The sequence below is a fragment of the Lachnospira eligens genome (assembly GCF_009680455.1).
Taxonomy (GTDB): domain Bacteria; phylum Bacillota; class Clostridia; order Lachnospirales; family Lachnospiraceae; genus Lachnospira; species Lachnospira eligens_A.
In genome coordinates this window covers 96,254-112,810 of record NZ_WKRD01000008.1, presented here as the reverse complement: position 1 = coordinate 112,810, position 16,557 = coordinate 96,254, and the positions used below count along the sequence as shown (strand labels likewise).

The window sequence follows — 16,557 nt, the reverse complement described above, 5'->3', positions numbered from 1 at the left end:
TCCTTAATCTTCTCTTTCTACGACTCCATATGCTTTCCTAAAAAGTTAGCTGCCGTCTTTACCATTTTCTTTTCATTATCTGTAAACTTTGGCTTCATGTCAATAGACATCATAAGCACAGTACCTAAAACATCTCCCTGACATATTATCGGATACATAATTTCCTGCTTAAACTGCGCCTCATCAGTGACTTTCACAAATCCATCCTCTCCTTCACCTGCAGCAATGGTACATCTTCCCTCCATTGCCTGATTAAGCTCCTTTGTGACAGGCTTATTCATCAGATTCTTCTTATCGTCACCTGATGCAGCAATAACCTGTTCCCTGTCAGTTATACATACTGTCATTCCGGTCGCATCCGACAGTGATTCTGCATATTTTCCTGCAAATGTGCTAATATCTCCTATTGGTGAATATTTTTTCAGAATAATCTGCCCCTCAGCATCCGTAAATATCTCCATCGGGTCAGTTTCCCTTATATGAAGTGTCCTTCTTATCTCCTTTGGAATGACAATTCTGCCTAAATCATCTATCCTTCTTACAATTCCTGTGGCTTTCATATTAATAATTCCTCCCGATTCTTACATACTTTCCATAATTTATAATGTATGGGTAGTATGTGGAAAACAGGAAGAATTATGCATCTCATGTAATAATTTTCATATGGCCCCCAGTTTCAAAAGTTTAAATTTTTTCATTTTTTGAAACCGCTCTGTAATGTTTATTATACTGTCTGCAAATAATATATACAAACTGCTATATTCTTACCTTATTTCCTGCTATATTTAACTGATTTCACAACTGTCTCAATACAGTTAATTGCTAATGCAAAAATAATAATTGCCAGGAACAGCTTATTAAAATGCATAAAAATTTTCGAAATCATTTCTGCATTTTCTCCGAATAACTGCTCAACTCCATCAAAAAATGCAGAATTCATAATTCTTCCGTTTAACAACCAAATGAATGTTAATAAACCATCAATAAGATTGGTAATAATTGTAACAATCATTACTCTTTGGGTATAGCTTCCATCAATAAGTTTCACACTTTCTTTTGCAATACCTAAGATACCAAATGCAAGAATCAGATACCATGTTTGTCTGATGTATTCCAGATTAAAGAGCGGTTCATACACACTGACACCATTCTTTACAAAAGCAATACATATAATCTGCGGACAAACAAGAAATACAAGAGTAAATATAACTGAAAAGATAATTCCAATAATTGAATCTGCTTTTGAAATCTGATTCGTTTTCTGTGGAACAGGCGGCAGATTATCTATCCCATTACTTAAACCTTCCACCTTAATTCCTCTTTTATAGAAGAACGCAAACAACAATGTAACAAATGCAAATCCTGTCAATACACCGCCAAAAATTCCACCTATAATCCTGAATATGGCTATATACCAGATAGTATGCGATATCACTGCTGCCATAATCTGTGCGAGTAACATCCCCCCGATAACACATGCCGTTACAATTTTCAGTACATACACATACAGATTGTAATAAGGCTGACCAATTAAACAATCCTGTGTTTCACTCTTGTATTTCGAAGCAAGTTCTGCCGGAGTTCCCAGTTCTGTCAGAACAACTCTGATATCATGTTCAGTTGGCATAACATCTCCGCATCGTTCCTCTAGCATATCTTGTATTATTGTCTCTAATTCTGCCGATACATCTTTTTTCAAATCAGCCTTCATATATTTTGTAACTGCATAAACATATCTTTCAATCAAATCATTTTTCACCATTTATTCCACCTCCATAAGAGCATTAATTGACTGGGAAAATTTTTCCCAGTGTGCTTTAATTTTTTTATAAACCAGTTTTCCATCTTCTGTAATGATGTAATACTTTCTCGGCTTCGTTTCATCTGTTTCCCATTCACTTTTTAAAAGTCCCTGACTTTCCAGTCTTCTCAGTAGCGGATATAAAGTATTCCCTTCTATTGAAATCCCCTTTCCTTCTAATTCTTTTATAAGTGAATACCCATACATCGGCTTGTTTAGCTGTGCTAACACTACCATGATAAGTGTTCCTCTTCGAAATTCCAGAATCAGTCCTGAAACAATTTCATCGCAATTCATTCAATCTCTTCCCTTCTTAATTATCCAAATCAACAATATTCATCAGATTGTAGTGTGTCACACACACTATCATTTTAATTCATCATACTGTATGTCACACACTATGTCAATATTTTTTTCTTATAAAAATATTGTGATTTACCCGCGATACCTTTATCATATTAATATGAAGTTATATTGGAGGTTCATTTATGAATGGGGTAAATGATTATGATAATTTTGATGGACCAACATCGGCATATGTTAAAAGAAACCGGAAAACCAGTTTTGCATATAAGTTTAAGAAAATGCTTTATGAAAGAAAAAAAGCTGAGGTAGAAAAAAGCATTTCTTTTGACGATAATCATGCAATTGAGGAAGTATGTCAGTATGTTCAGGAACAATGGGGATTTAAGGAAGCTGACAGAAATTCTGCTGAATATAAATTCATGTATAAGCAGATAAAGCATGACATGAATAGCGAAATTAACCTGTTTCTGTATGTGCGTGAGGATAATGACGCACATATGGATATTGAAATAGAAACTACCACTGGTTATATTACAGGCGGCGTGACCGGAAAGAAGTCCTCAATTAAGGAATTTAACAAAATTTTGCGTGACATATTCATATATTATGGTGTCATGCAGGACGACATAATCGAGAAAACCAAAAGATACAAGAATCTTGTGAGTATTCTGATGCAGGAAGCTTAAAAGGAATACAGTTTTTAACAAATAAAAACGGAGTTATATATATGGACACTATACATTCAGACATTTTCCCAGACGGAACTCCTGTTGATGGCTGGTTTCACAATACCAGCATTCCAGAACTCACCAAACTGGGAAAGCAATATATTATTACAGATTATGGTATACATGATGATGGCAGAATATACACTGATAATTTCCAGAAGCTGATAGACCTTGTATACAATGCTGGTGGCGGTGTAATCGTTATTCCGCATGGTACATACATGACTGGAGCTTTATTTTTCAGACAGGGAGTTAATCTATATATTGAAGACGATGCAACACTTAAGGGAAGTGACGACATCAGCGATTATCCGGTCTGTGAAACAAGAATAGAAGGTGAAACCTGTCAGTATTTTACTGCACTTATCAACGCTTCTGGAATCGATGGCTTTACATTGTGCGGTAATGGAACGATAGACGGTAACGGCTTACGAAGCTGGAAAGCCTTCTGGCAGCGAAGAACCTGGAATCCCGACTGCACCAACAAAGACGAACAGCGTGCAAGGCTTATCTATATGTCAGGCTGTACCAATGTTACTGTTGCCGGATTGCACATTTGTAATTCGCAGTTCTGGACTAATCACCTATATAGATGTTCTCATGTACGTTACCTTAACTGCCGCATTACAAGCCCCTCTGCGCCTGTCAAAGCACCTAGCACTGACGCAATAGACATTGACGCCTGCACTGATATTCTTATTAAAGGCTGCACAATTAATGTAAATGATGACGCAGTTGCTTTAAAAGGCGGCAAAGGACCATTTGCTGACAACGACCCGGACAATGGTGCTAATGAACGCATAATTATTGAGGACTGCACATTTGAATTCTGCCATGGATGCCTTACATGCGGCTCAGAATCCATACACAATAAGAATATAATAATGCGTCACATCAAGGTCGACTCAGGTTACAATCTGCTCTGGCTGAAAATGCGTCCCGACACGCCACAGATATATGAATATATTACATTGGAAGATATCAGAGGACAGATATTTAACTTCATAAACATCAACCCATGGACACAGTTCTATGATAATAAAGGCTGCGCAGATATACCAGCCTCCATTGCAAGACATATTATAATAAGAAAGAGTACCTGCACTTGTAACGTTTTCCGCAACATAAAAGAAGCACCAAAACAATACACTCTCGCAGATATCCAGATTGACGACAATATAATAGAAGAAATCGGAACACCTTCCGATAAGACAAAACATACCGGAGCAGAATAACTGCCCCGGTATATTTTATTATGTATAGCTTATTATATTTACCAATTAAGCTACTGTCTTCTCAGAGTTCTTCTCGCTCTTTGCATAGCTCTTTACTGAGTTAACTACGATGATTACACCAAGTACAATAAGGAGTATAGCAATTATAAGCTGAAGTCCGTTAGCGATGAATACGCTTCCCCAAGATGTCTGTCCAGCAGGAATTGTAACAGAAGCTGCTAACTTGATAGCCTTAACCATTGCAATTGTTCTCTGTACAAGTGCTGTAAATGTTACACAAAGCATGATGATAAGAGGAGGGAAAAGCATTTTGTTGCTTCGTCCTGTAACCTTTAAGAATACGCAGAGTGTAAGAATTACAAGAGCGCTTAATAACTGGTTAGCTGAACCAAATAATGGCCAGATATTTGCATATCCAATCTTAGTAAGGATGAATCCACATACTAATGTTACGATTGTTGAGAAGTATGTATTGCACAATAACTTTCTCCATCCTTCTGCATGTTCCATATCATCTACGCTGAAGAGTTCCTGGAAACTCATACGACCGATACGGGCAACTGCATCAAGTGATGTAAGAGCAAGAGCAGATACACACATTGTCATGAATACTGTTGCAAAATGTACTGGAACACCAAACATTTCAAAGAATCCTGCTACACCACTACTGAAGATTGCGAATGGTGTCTTAGCTGGAAGCGCTCCGTTAGTGGCAGCTGCACCAGCAACACAAAGGGCAAGTACTGCAAGTAAACTCTCAAGTACCATTGCGCCGTAACCAACCTTAAGCATATCCTTCTCGTTCTCAACTGTCTTAGAAGATGTACCAGAAGATACAAGGCTGTGGAAACCAGAAACAGCACCGCAGGCAACAGTTACGAAAAGAATTGGGAACATTGTTCCAAGCTTTGCATTATTGAATCCTGTATATACAGGAAGATTCATTGAAGGATGTGCAACTACAAGACCAACTGCTGCACCTACGATCATGCAGATGAACATGAATGTTGTCATATAGTCACGAGGCTGCTTCATTAACCACATTGGCATAACTGCAGCGAAGAAGATATATACAAATGTGATATAACTCCATACATCTTTGTTGAACTCAAGTGGGAAGAACATACCAACAGCAAATGCTGCGATAATAAACACAATACCAAGTACTGCTTCTTTCCAGCCTGAAAGATTTAACTTCTTCTGGATAAGACCGAATACTACGGCAAATACCATAAACATGATAGATACCATACCAGCTGAACCATTTGTCTTAGCTGCTGCTGATAAAACAGTAGCACCATCAGCATTTACTGTGTAAGCATTAAATGTACCTGCAACCATATCTGCAAATGCTGCAATAACGATAAGTGTGAATAACCAGCAGAAAAGTAAGAAAATCTTACGGCCAAACTTACCGATGTACTTCTCAATGATCATACCCATTGACTTACCTTCATTCTTAACTGAAGCATAAAGTGCACCAAAGTCTGTAACTGCTCCGAAGAATACACCACCGATGAGGATCCAGAGTAAAACTGGTAACCATCCAAATGCTGCTGCCTGAATAGCACCTGTTACAGGACCTGCTCCTGCGATTGATGAGAACTGATGACTGAAAACTGTCCAGCCATTAGTTGGAACGAAATCCTTACCGTCGTTATATTTAACGGCTGGTGTCTCTGCCTTAGGGTCGATACCCCATTTCTTTGCTAACCAACGGCCATAAACCATGTATGCACCAAAAAGTACAACTGCCGCGATAAGCACGATTACTAATGTGTTCATAATGTCTCTCTCCTATAAAAATATATTTCACCAGTCAAACGCAGTGGAAGCGGTGCTATGATTCTCAGTGCTTCCATAGCTCGTAGCTCATATGTCAGAACTGCGTTCTGACATTGTCGCGGTGCTCGCACAAAAAAACCTTCGTCGATGCACTAATCCATTACTGGATTATGTGCAAAGACGAAGGTATATTATTTCTACTTCCGCGTTACCACTTTGCTTGCCGGATACTCCGACCACTCTACTGCCACTTGGTATATTCATCTCTTATGGCATGCCCTTTTAACGATGGGTACCGGTTCCAACTACTAGACATCTGCCTGTCTTTCACCAGAACTGCTCGCAGGTGAGGGCTTAATCATTCCTTGCTGCCATCTCTCATCAACTGACGGCTTTCTGTGAGCGGTGATATGAAGAAGTCATTTCCTGTTCTTCGCATTTGACTGTTGATTTGTACATTAAAATATTCCTTTACGGATAATTTGTCAATAAGAAAATTAAACATTTCTTAAAAAAGCTTAAATTTCTTAATAAAATTAACATCTTCTGATACGTTTCTGTTTATACACAGCCAGAACACTTTAATATTATTAAGTAAATCTACCTTTTGATTATTATGTAAAACCGCCTGAGTAAATATAACCAGGTAATTATATTTCTCTGTTTAATCAGAAATTTATAATCAGCCCACATATATTTTATCAGTCTCTCCTATATATTCATATAAATCAATCATCCTATAGGTAAATTTTTCTTCTTTTACTGTCTGAGACTATTCTTTCGTTCCGCTCTTAGCAGAAATTTCCTATAAGCTTGCATAATATTATGCTTTGATAGGTTGATTTTCATTCTAATATTATAGTCATATTTGTTTTCTACCTATAAGATGTTTCAAAATGCGACTACCTATCGGTATCACATTCTCCCTATATTTTCCCCCCATATTTAAGATATTCTTGTTGAAAATAGTAAATATTTGCTATAAAATAGAGATAGTTTATTTTCGTGATAAAATACTTCACTAACTTAACAATTTTATATTTTATAGGAGATTATTCTATGAACTACGATGCTAATGTTTTTAAAGCCAAGGCTAATATTAAAGCCCGTCGGATATGGCTTGTTTTCTCACTCCTTTTGACCGCCAATTATGGTACTGATGCAGCTAATGGAATCTATCCAAAAAGCAGCTACATAATATTTGTTGCACTTTGCTGGATACCTTTCTTTATTGGAGAATTATTTTTCAGAATCAAGGGAAAAGCAACTGATGCGTACAGATTATGTCTTGTTATTGGTTATGGTATTTTCTATACATTTGTAATATGCACAACTGATTCTCCGATTTCATTCACATATATTCTCCCGGTTATGAGTCTTCTCGTTCTATATAAGAACAAGAAATTCATGATTAACTGCGGTATTGCTAATGTACTCTCTGTTATTGTCAGTGATGTGTACAGATATGTTGTTCTCGGATGCAGGTCTGATGCAGATATGAAGAATTACCAGTTACAGGTTGCATGTCTTCTTTTATGTTACATCTGCTATGTTATGTCTATCAGACACCTTAATGAATCCGATGGTGCTTTGAATGGAAGCATTAAAGCTGATCTTGACAGAGTTGTTTCAACCGTTGAGAAGGTTAAGACTTCAAGTAATTCTATTATGAGTGGAATTACTGTTGTACGCGAACTGGCTTCAGAGAATAAGCATGGTTCTGATGTTATCATGCTTGGCATGAACGAACTTTCAAGCAATAATGAAGATTTAAGAAGCCATACTGCTTCTTCCACTGATATGACAACTGACATAAGCTCACAGGTAGAACATGTTGCTCAGCTTATTGACGATATGGTAAGCCTTACTTCTGAGTCACAGGAGCATGCATACACAAGCTCAAGCGACCTTGAAAACCTTATTACAACAGCAACTACAATGTCTGAGCTTTCTTCAGAGGTTGAGCATATCCTGCATGATTTTGAATCAGAATTCAAGACCGTTAAAGACCAGACAAGTGCTATCGACAATATATCCAGCCAGACCAATCTTCTTGCCCTCAATGCTTCTATTGAAGCTGCAAGAGCCGGGGATGCAGGTAAAGGCTTTGCTGTTGTAGCTGAACAGATTCGTGCATTAAGCACAGAAACTAAGACCTCTTCCAGTGAAATACAGAGTGCATTAGACCGTCTTGCTGTAATCTCCGATAAAATGCTTTCTTCTATTGGAGAGACTTTATCACTTATACAGGTTACTCTTGACAAGATTAAACAGACAAGTGAAAGTATCAGTCTTATCACATCTGATTCTACTCAGATTGAAGACCATATACATATTATTGATACAGCCATTAAAGATGTTGAATCTGCTAACAAGCAGCTTGTAAGCAACATGTCCCAAGTATCAGATATAGTTGATACCATGACAGAGTGCATAACTAATTCAAGAGATATCAGCAGCCGTATTGTAAGTAAATATGACGAAAGTGCTACTAATATCAATACCATGGAAAATACAATACAGGCTCTTATGTGTGAACTTGGTGTTGGCGGTTTCATGGGTATTGAGGATATTAAGACAGGCATGAAGGCATCCGCAATCCTTAAAGGTACTCATGGTGAAAATGTTGAATATCACGGAACCATTAAGACACATAATGACAACAGCATAACTCTTGAACTTGAGAAGGCACTGCCTGCAGTTAATTCAGCAATTGAATGTGACATGTTAGTAACAGTTGAAAATGTAATATACCATTGGGAAAACGCTAAGATTGCAGCTGACAAAAAAGCATCTGCAACAACGGGCATTGTTACAATCACAACAAGACCGCAGATTCTTAACCGTCGTAAATATCCTAGAATTGATATGAATAATCACTGTACAATTACAGTAAAGGGTACAGACGAAACATTTGAAGGAAAACTTGATAATCTGAGTGCCAATGGTTTTGCATTTCTCTCAAAAGACAGATTTTTCTCTAATAACAAAGGCAAAATCATTACTGTTTCAATTGATAATTTTGATTTGCCTGCACATTCTGTATTAGAGGGTCAGATTATAAGATGTTCTGATAATGACGGCATCTACATAGTAGGCTGCCAGATGCCAGAGGATAACTACTACATTATGGAATATGTAGAGCAAATGATACGGACTCAAAAAAAATAATAACTAAAATCATAAAATGGAGAAAAGCATATTAATCAGCTTTTCTCCATTTTGTATATTCTAGATAACCATCCAGTCTTCGAACTTATTTGCATTTTCAACAATGTTGACAATTCCATCTGCGCCGTAAGTAAATGCCCTGTGAATAAATACATTTACTTCCTCACCCTTCTTTATCGGAGCTTCCTCTACATTTCTTGTCCCGACAACCTCTATGCCGTTGACATTGACAGTTATCTCGACTTCCTTTCCCATGAAAAGCTTACCTACAACCACGCCCTTCTCAACAGAAGCGGCTGAATCAACTTTCTCATCAAGCCTTGTGATGTTGACATTCTCAGGTCTTAATACCGCCTTAACAGAATCGTCAAGCTGGTTAAAACCTTTAATCTTATTAATCCGGTCAACATGTACCGGATGTCCCATGAATTCCGCCATAAATGCTGTCTCAGGCTCTCTGTATATCTGTCTTGGCGTTCCAATCTGCTCTATATGTCCCTTGTTAGTGACAATAATTTCATCAGCAACCTCAATTGCCTCATCCTGGTCATGTGTTACGAATATACTTGTGATTCCAACCTTTGTAATCATATCACGAAGCCAGCTTCTTAATTCCTGTCTTACCTTCGCATCAATTGCTGCAAATGGTTCATCAAGAAGCAGAAGCTCCGGATTAGGTGCTAATGCCCTTGCAAATGCTACTCTCTGTCTCTGTCCACCTGATAACTGGCTAGGGTATCTTTTCGCCATGCCTGAAAGTCCGACAAGCTCAATAAGCTCATCAACACGTTTCTTAATGTCCGATTTTTTCCATTTATTGACCTTTAATCCAAATGCAATGTTATCATACACTGTCATATATCTGAAAAGTGCGTAGTTCTGGAAAACAAAACCTATTCCACGCTTACTTGCCGGCACATCATTAACAACCTTGCCGTCAATAATAATATCACCTGAATCCGCAGTCTCAAGACCTGCTATCATTCTTAAGATTGTAGTTTTGCCGCTTCCGCTAGGTCCAAGCAGTGCAATAAGCTTGCCCTTCCCTATTCCAAGATTAATATTATTCGAAGCTTTAAATGTGCCATATGTCTTATTGATATTACGAAGCTCTACATATTTCTCTGTATCCTGCTGTAAATCTGCCATAATCTGTTCCGCCTTTCTGTTGTAGTGCGTTTCTATCCTTCCTGCTGCCCTTTCTCTGCCTTAGCTGCCTGCTGTCCCTTGTATTCAAGTACACTTCGAAGCACAAGTATAATAACCGCCATCAGCACAAGAATTGCTGACACTGCAAATGCTCCTGTAAAATCATATCCCTGATACAGAAGTTCAATATACAACGGCATCGTGTTAGTTCTTCCGCGCAAATGTCCTGAAAGAACGGATACCGCGCCAAACTCCCCCATAGCTCTCGCTGTACACAGTACAATACCGTAGAGAAGCGGCCATTTGATATGCGGGAATGTAACCTTCCAGAATATAGTCCAGCCATTGGCACCCATAAGCGCTGCGGCCTCCTCCTCGTCAGTTCCCTGCGAGGTAAGAACCGGTATCAGCTCCCTTGATATGAATGGAAACGTTACAAATATAGTCGCAAGCACGATACCCGGAACTGCGAATATAATTCTTACTCCCATAGCCTTAAGGTATGGATATATAAAACTCTGTCTACCGAATGTAAGCACATATATAAGACCTGCTATAATCGGTGAAACTGTGAGTGGTAAATCTATTAAAGCAGATATAATCTTCTTGCCCTTAAACTGGAATTTCGTAATAAGCCATGAAGCAAATATTCCGAAAAATGTGTTGCACACAACCGCAATAAGCGAAACCTCTATTGTCAGCTTAATTGAATGAAGCGCGTATTTGTCGGTAACTGCTGCCAGAAACACCTTTATGCCCTTAGAAAATGCTGTGTACATTACATAGCTGAGGGGCAGAATAAGCATCACAAATAAAAACAACACACTTATACCTATTAGAATCCATTTTAACAGACCTGAATCTTTTCTGATGTTCATACACTAACCCCTTTCTATGAAATTCCACTTACAATCTTCGATGTCCTGCTCTGTAACACTGCATTTATAAAGAGAATAATAAATGCGATGAAAAGCATTACAAGTGCTATTGATGTTGCACTTGCGTAGTCATATTCCTGTAATTTTGACATAATCATAAGCGGTGCTATCTCTGTCTCATACGGTGTATTTCCTGCTATGAATACGACACTGCCATATTCGCCAAGTCCTCTTGCGAATGACATTGTGAATCCGCCGATAAGTGCTGGAAGTATCTCTGGAAGAATTACCCTGAATACTGTCTGTCTGTTGGTTGCTCCAAGCATGTTGGCTGCCTCCTCGTACTGGATATCCACCTTTTCCAGCACCGGCTGGACAGCCCTCACTACGAATGGTATTCCAACGAATATAAGTGCGAATATAATTCCCAGCCTTGTATATGCAATCCGGATTCCAAATTTGCCAAAAAATGCTCCAAGCCAGCCATTAGTTGTTGTCAGATGTGTGAGTGCTATACCCGCAACAGCTGTCGGCAGTGCAAATGGAAGTTCAATTATTCCATTCATAATCTGCTTACCCGGAAAGTTGTATCTTACAAGAACCCATGCAAGAATTGTTCCCATAACTGCGTCTATAAGTGCTGCGATTAACGCTGTCTGAAGACTTACTCTGTAGCTTGAAAGCACTCTCGGCCTTGTAACTGTCGTTATGAATTCAGTAAACGACAGCTTTGCCGAGAATATCACAAGGGTACATAAAGGGATAACAACAATAAATCCTAACATTGCAATTGTTATTCCAAATGAAAGACCAAAGCCCGGTATTACTCTTTTTTTCTTTCTTTTCTTCTCTTTCATTCTGTCGTTTCCCCTTCCCTTAATCACTTCTTCTCATATATCTTGTCGAATACTCCGCCATCCTTGAAATGTTTATTGATTTTTAATTCCTACTAATTTTATATGTTACTATGTTGCAGATTATATACCTACTAGGTTTATATGTCAATAGTGTTTATAGGATTTCTGGTTGTTTTCCTGATGCCTCTTTTCTTCAGAACGCTTTTTTCTCCGTAAACCTACTAAACATCTTGTTTTCTTAGCTTGCGTAGGTCTTTTTCCTCCTAGTTTCTCTTTTATTCCTTCTCATCCCTCTCGAAAGACCTACTATCCTGCCAATTTTCCCTCCCTGCGTAGGTCTTTCTCCTTCTAGTTTCTCTTTTATTCCCTCTCATCCCTCTCAAAAGACCTACTATCCTGCCATTTTCCCTTCCTTGTGTAGGTCTTTTTCCTTCTAGTTTCTCTTTTATTCCCTCTCATCCCTCTCGAAAGACCTACTATCCTGCCAATTTTCCCTCCCTGCGTAGGTCTTTCTCTGTCAATATTCTCTTTTACCACTTCGCATTCTCCTCAACAGACCTACTAATCTACATAATTACCATAATTGTGTAGGCATTTCCCAAATATTATCTCATGCCTATAATTATCCTCACCCTGTTCTCTTGACTTCTTGTCTTATCTGTATTACTATATATAATACAAATAAAACATAAATCACCTCTCTTTACAGAAAGGAGCTTCACATGGTTATTGAACTTGATTTTGCGAGCGACACACCCATATATGTACAGTTAAGAAATCAGATTGTTAAAGGAATTGGCAAGGGAGAACTTAAGGCTGGTGAGAAACTGCCGACCGTCAGACAGCTTGCTTTTGACGCAGGCGTTAATACAATGACCGTCAATAAAACCTACCAGATTCTTAAAGCTGAAGGTTTTATTAAAACCGACAGAAGGCTTGGTGCATTTGTCGCCGAGAATATTAATATGGATATTGAATTCAGGGAAAAGCTTGAATCAGAACTTGAGCTGCTGTCAGCAGAAGCAAGCATTACTGGAATGGATAAAGAAGAATTCTTAAAAATGTGCGAAAATATTTATTCCAAGATGAATCCCTGCACAATGTAATATACCTGTATTCACACATGCATTAACACACACAGTCCCACTATACAAGGAGGTTTCCTTATGAAAATCGCAATGTTTATGCTATTCTTCGTATGCAACATGTTCACAGTCCTGATCATGAGATTTGCATATGAATCCAACTACCGATACAACAATGGAATGCTTATCGGAGTCCACATTCCAGGCGACCATGTTAACGATGACGATGTCACCCGACTTATGACACACTTTAAGAAAAGCATGAAATATTTTCAGAATATCAATGCAGTACTCTCAATAGCCATATGCTTTCTTAATTTTGTGAACATAATCATTTTCGTTATTATGTATACAATCTGGATTCTCGTGTTCGTTTTCGGAATTATGTATATCCAGCTTTCAGCGCATCGGAAAATGTATCTGTTAAAGGTACAGAATGGCTGGTTTGTGGAATCCCAGAAACAGAAGGTCTTTATAGATACGCGTGCTTGTGCAAATGCAGATGCAACTCCAATCAGCTTTAGATACCACATCATCATAATTGCAGCAGAACTGCTGGCTTTGATTCCATTCTATTCATGGACGGACAGAGCATATTTTTCAATGATTATTGTATTTGCAATATGTACTGTCATAGTTTCTGTATTCGGGTTTGTGTTCCACATTTATATGAACAGACGACAGAATCAGGCATACAGCCTTAATTCGGACATTAACAACATTGTTAATATGACTATGAAGAAATACATTGCTTCAGCAATGCTTGTAATGTCACTTCTTAACTTCGTGGCATGGATAACATTTGTCTTAATGTGTATTATTCAGGATACTGTTGGAGATTTAAGTTTCTGGATGTACATTATTCTGCAGTTGTTAAGCGGCTGCACGCTCACTGTCATTCTTATTCTTGCACGCAACAGAAAGAATGAAATGCTTAAGGCTGACACACAGCCAGTATTTGTTGATGATGATGACTACTGGAAGACCGGATTTTACTACAATCCTAATGACCCGCACCTTTTCGTACCCGACAGGCTGTGTTCGACCAACTACTCGCTTAACTACGCCCGCACAGGTGCTAAGATATTCACCGGAAGCATAACGGCTGTTATTCTTGGATTACTAATATGGACAACTATTGTATTAATTCCATACATTCATGTTACTATCGACATCAGGACTACTGATAGCACTGTAAATGTATCTTCATGCGGTTACTCAAGCAGAATTAACATTGACGACATTACCGAAATTACTCTGATGGATTCACTGCCTGATGACCATTTTTTCAGATATAACGGCGGCGCAACCGACAGTTACCTTGTCGGCAAATTCAAAGGAAATACTTATGGCAAATGTAATCTCTACATTTTTAATGATGTGTCTCCTGTACTTATGATAAAAACTGCTGACCAGACTGTGTTCTTGAATTCCAAGAAAGATGGCGAGATTGTTAATCTGTATAATGCAATTAAGGATAAATAATCCGTGACAAAAAGGACGATAAGAATTAACTTCTTACCGTCCTTTTTTCTGCAATTCTTCTATTCGCGTGACTTGCGCTTCTTCACATCATGCTCCTCATACGCCACACTCACTTTCTTACCACTGAATGCAACTCCGAACATGCCAATCCCAGACACGCCATGCTTTTCAAGATTGGCTGTGTAACTTTTCTGCTGAATCTGTCTGACTGCACTGCCAGCCATCTTCTCAAGCTCAGCTTCCTTACATGCTTTGAATTCTATGATATATCCGTGTCCGCCACGGCTCTTCGGTTGCAGCTCTATGTCAAATCGTCCCTCACCTGACTCCCTGTTAGACGAGATATAATAATTGTCTGACAATACCGCAAGCATTCCAAATACCACCCCATGATAGAAATCCTCATGTGCCGTATCAAACACGCTTGCAGACTGCAAAAGATACTGCTGCAAGGTTTCTGTTAATAAATGTGCATTTCCCGTACGGATTGATTCCGCAAAGTTTCTTAGCAGCGCACCTGTAAATATGCCGTTATATCTGTCAATAATCTCCTTCTGGAACACGCTCTTTATCTCATAATTAGGTATCGACAGCGCGCATATCGGATTGTCGTACAGAGAGCCAATATGCTCTGACACACACAGATATCCGGCAACCAGAAGGAAGCTGTATATTGTATCAATGTCTCCATTAATCTCAGGATATATGATATCTGTGTCAACAATTGCCTGAATAGTACTGCCCTGCAGCAATCTTAATAAGTTGTCTGCAAATGTGGTATCAGCACTATTAAACAGCTCGCCGATTATCTCATTGCCACTTGTTCTTGACCAGAAGGCTTTGGGAACACATTTGTTATTGAAGTAATTAATAACCGACCACGGATTATATATTCCGGTTCTGCCAAACATATAGCCGTCATACCATTCCTTAATCTCACCCAGCCGGTCAGACACGCCGTAGTACTGCGCCATAGCAGAAACTTCCTCTTCCGTAAATCCAAAATATTGCGAATATTCATCATCAAGAATTGTATTAACCACAAGATTGTTAAGCCCGCTGAACAGGCTTTCCTTAGCTATGCGGAGAATTCCCGTGAGAATCCCCAGTTCCAGACTTGGATTGTCCTTTAAGACAGCCGACAAAAGATTTCTCATAAAGCCAATCACTTCATCATAATAACCGAATATATGTCCTTGCTGGATTGGCGTATCGTACTCGTCAATTATCACGATTACATTCCTGCCATAATGCTTTGAAAGCATTGCCGACAGCTTCCCCAGTGCAAACTGATAATCTATTATCGTTGCCTCATCATCAAGTATTGACTTAAGATACTTCTTATCATAGTCACTTAATCTGGCGCTTGTCGTCAGTTCAATATGTCGCAAAAATTCATTCCTTAATGTAAAGCAGAGACTTGCGTACATGTCCTGCCATGTTGACTGGTGGGCGTCTTTAAATGTAAGAAAAATCACCGGGTACTGCCCCTGCTTCTCCTTATACAGCGCGCCCTCTCGCCATATCTTCTTATTCTTAAAATACACTGATGTATCCGTATCAGTCTTTTCAAAAAATGTGCGAACCATGTCCATAGTAAGTGTCTTTCCGAATCTTCTCGGTCTTGTAAATAAATACACCTTACTGTGATTATCTATAATGTCCCTAATAAGCAATGTTTTGTCTACATAATAACATTCATTCGACACTTCTTTATAAGATGTTATTCCAACCGGGCAGGGACGCTTCCTGTTGTATACAGCGCTGTCTTCCCTGACATAAAGATTCCTATTCTCCCTTAAACAATCCGGTCTGCCCACATCGTCAGGTATCATCCAGAACTTGCCTTCCTTATAAGCTCCCGGCAGCTTTCCCTCTGTACACAACTGGTTAATTCTTCTCGGCGTCACGCCCCATCTTGCGGATAATTCCTTCGCCTTAATATATCTAATATCCATAAAGCCCCTCTTTTCTGTGCATTACTGCACATACTGAAATCCGTGTCATGTACACAGATTCCACACCGCCTCTTACTTAATTCACAACATTTATATACATCTATATTATATTCTACGCA

14 protein-coding genes are annotated in these 16,557 nt (G+C 38.7%); 5 read left to right on the top strand and 9 right to left on the bottom strand.

Annotated elements, in window-relative coordinates:
- Positions 1 to 17 precede the first annotated feature (17 nt).
- The 3 genes from GKE48_RS11195 to GKE48_RS11185 all read right to left on the bottom strand — a co-directional run bounded on the left by GKE48_RS11195 (position 18) and on the right by GKE48_RS11185 (position 2,098).
- Complete coding sequence (locus GKE48_RS11195) at positions 18 to 560, bottom strand: stage V sporulation T C-terminal domain-containing protein (RefSeq protein WP_012740097.1); 543 nt, start codon at positions 558 to 560, stop codon at positions 18 to 20.
- A 209-nt stretch (positions 561 to 769) separates the two neighbouring features.
- On the bottom strand, positions 770 to 1,762 hold the full coding sequence (locus GKE48_RS11190) for a hypothetical protein (protein WP_012740098.1): 993 nt from the start codon (positions 1,760 to 1,762) through the stop codon (positions 770 to 772).
- Complete coding sequence (locus tag GKE48_RS11185; protein WP_012740099.1) at positions 1,763 to 2,098, bottom strand: PadR family transcriptional regulator; 336 nt, start codon at positions 2,096 to 2,098, stop codon at positions 1,763 to 1,765. It lies immediately after the preceding gene.
- A 191-nt stretch (positions 2,099 to 2,289) separates the two neighbouring features.
- Between GKE48_RS11185 and GKE48_RS11180 the strand changes: the two genes are divergently transcribed.
- Together GKE48_RS11180 and GKE48_RS11175 are read left to right on the top strand one after the other, a co-directional pair.
- Positions 2,290 to 2,793: a hypothetical protein gene (locus GKE48_RS11180; RefSeq protein WP_154301097.1), complete on the top strand. Its 504-nt coding sequence runs from the start codon at positions 2,290 to 2,292 to the stop codon at positions 2,791 to 2,793.
- Positions 2,794 to 2,834: 41 nt separating this feature from the next.
- Complete coding sequence (locus tag GKE48_RS11175) at positions 2,835 to 4,070, top strand: glycoside hydrolase family 28 protein (RefSeq protein ID WP_154301096.1); 1,236 nt, start codon at positions 2,835 to 2,837, stop codon at positions 4,068 to 4,070.
- A gap of 45 nt (positions 4,071 to 4,115) precedes the next feature.
- On the opposite strand, the gene GKE48_RS11170 is transcribed toward GKE48_RS11175, so the two are convergent.
- Positions 4,116 to 5,855, bottom strand: coding sequence for a carbon starvation CstA family protein (locus tag GKE48_RS11170; protein ID WP_012740102.1), 1,740 nt, complete (start codon positions 5,853 to 5,855; stop codon positions 4,116 to 4,118).
- 1,059 nt (positions 5,856 to 6,914) lie between these two features.
- On the opposite strand from GKE48_RS11170, the gene GKE48_RS11165 reads away from it, so the two are divergent.
- Positions 6,915 to 9,026: a methyl-accepting chemotaxis protein gene (locus GKE48_RS11165; RefSeq protein ID WP_154301095.1), complete on the top strand. Its 2,112-nt coding sequence runs from the start codon at positions 6,915 to 6,917 to the stop codon at positions 9,024 to 9,026.
- A gap of 60 nt (positions 9,027 to 9,086) precedes the next feature.
- Here the strand turns inward: GKE48_RS11165 and GKE48_RS11160 are convergent, their stop codons facing one another.
- The 4 genes from GKE48_RS11160 to GKE48_RS11145 form a co-directional block, all read right to left on the bottom strand.
- Entirely contained in the window at positions 9,087 to 10,175 is a 1,089-nt protein-coding gene (locus tag GKE48_RS11160) for an ABC transporter ATP-binding protein (RefSeq protein WP_022099032.1), read from the bottom strand.
- A gap of 32 nt (positions 10,176 to 10,207) precedes the next feature.
- Positions 10,208 to 11,053 carry a sulfate ABC transporter permease subunit CysW gene (gene cysW, locus GKE48_RS11155; protein WP_154301094.1) on the bottom strand — a complete coding sequence of 282 codons (846 nt, stop codon included), beginning with the start codon at positions 11,051 to 11,053 and terminating at the stop codon, positions 10,208 to 10,210.
- 14 nt (positions 11,054 to 11,067) lie between these two features.
- A complete protein-coding gene (cysT, locus tag GKE48_RS11150; RefSeq protein WP_022099030.1) occupies positions 11,068 to 11,910 on the bottom strand; it encodes a sulfate ABC transporter permease subunit CysT in 843 nt (280 codons plus the stop codon).
- 360 nt (positions 11,911 to 12,270) lie between these two features.
- Positions 12,271 to 12,447, bottom strand: coding sequence for a hypothetical protein (locus GKE48_RS11145; protein ID WP_154301093.1), 177 nt, complete (start codon positions 12,445 to 12,447; stop codon positions 12,271 to 12,273).
- Positions 12,448 to 12,632: 185 nt separating this feature from the next.
- Between GKE48_RS11145 and GKE48_RS11140 the strand changes: the two genes are divergently transcribed.
- Both GKE48_RS11140 and GKE48_RS11135 read left to right on the top strand, forming a co-directional pair.
- The gene (locus GKE48_RS11140; protein WP_154301092.1) at positions 12,633 to 13,016 is read left to right on the top strand and encodes a GntR family transcriptional regulator; all 384 of its coding nucleotides are present in this window, start codon (positions 12,633 to 12,635) and stop codon (positions 13,014 to 13,016) included.
- Between the two features lie 60 nt (positions 13,017 to 13,076).
- Positions 13,077 to 14,480, top strand: coding sequence for a PH domain-containing protein (locus GKE48_RS11135; RefSeq protein ID WP_154301091.1), 1,404 nt, complete (start codon positions 13,077 to 13,079; stop codon positions 14,478 to 14,480).
- A gap of 59 nt (positions 14,481 to 14,539) precedes the next feature.
- On the opposite strand, the gene GKE48_RS11130 is transcribed toward GKE48_RS11135, so the two are convergent.
- Positions 14,540 to 16,438, bottom strand: a complete 1,899-nt coding sequence (locus GKE48_RS11130; RefSeq protein ID WP_154301090.1) for an AAA family ATPase — start codon at positions 16,436 to 16,438, stop codon at positions 14,540 to 14,542.
- Positions 16,439 to 16,557: the final 119 nt, after the last annotated feature.

Coding starts and splice junctions, on each gene's coding strand:
- GKE48_RS11195 (WP_012740097.1), bottom strand. CDS start 560: ATGAAAGCCACAGGAATTGTAAGAAGGATAGATGATTTAGGCAGAATT.
- GKE48_RS11190 (WP_012740098.1), bottom strand. CDS start 1,762: ATGGTGAAAAATGATTTGATTGAAAGATATGTTTATGCAGTTACAAAA.
- GKE48_RS11185 (WP_012740099.1), bottom strand. CDS start 2,098: ATGAATTGCGATGAAATTGTTTCAGGACTGATTCTGGAATTTCGAAGA.
- GKE48_RS11180 (WP_154301097.1), top strand. CDS start 2,290: ATGAATGGGGTAAATGATTATGATAATTTTGATGGACCAACATCGGCA.
- GKE48_RS11175 (WP_154301096.1), top strand. CDS start 2,835: ATGGACACTATACATTCAGACATTTTCCCAGACGGAACTCCTGTTGAT.
- GKE48_RS11170 (WP_012740102.1), bottom strand. CDS start 5,855: ATGAACACATTAGTAATCGTGCTTATCGCGGCAGTTGTACTTTTTGGT.
- GKE48_RS11165 (WP_154301095.1), top strand. CDS start 6,915: ATGAACTACGATGCTAATGTTTTTAAAGCCAAGGCTAATATTAAAGCC.
- GKE48_RS11160 (WP_022099032.1), bottom strand. CDS start 10,175: ATGGCAGATTTACAGCAGGATACAGAGAAATATGTAGAGCTTCGTAAT.
- cysW (WP_154301094.1), bottom strand. CDS start 11,053: ATGAACATCAGAAAAGATTCAGGTCTGTTAAAATGGATTCTAATAGGT.
- cysT (WP_022099030.1), bottom strand. CDS start 11,910: ATGAAAGAGAAGAAAAGAAAGAAAAAAAGAGTAATACCGGGCTTTGGT.
- GKE48_RS11140 (WP_154301092.1), top strand. CDS start 12,633: ATGGTTATTGAACTTGATTTTGCGAGCGACACACCCATATATGTACAG.
- GKE48_RS11135 (WP_154301091.1), top strand. CDS start 13,077: ATGAAAATCGCAATGTTTATGCTATTCTTCGTATGCAACATGTTCACA.
- GKE48_RS11130 (WP_154301090.1), bottom strand. CDS start 16,438: ATGGATATTAGATATATTAAGGCGAAGGAATTATCCGCAAGATGGGGC.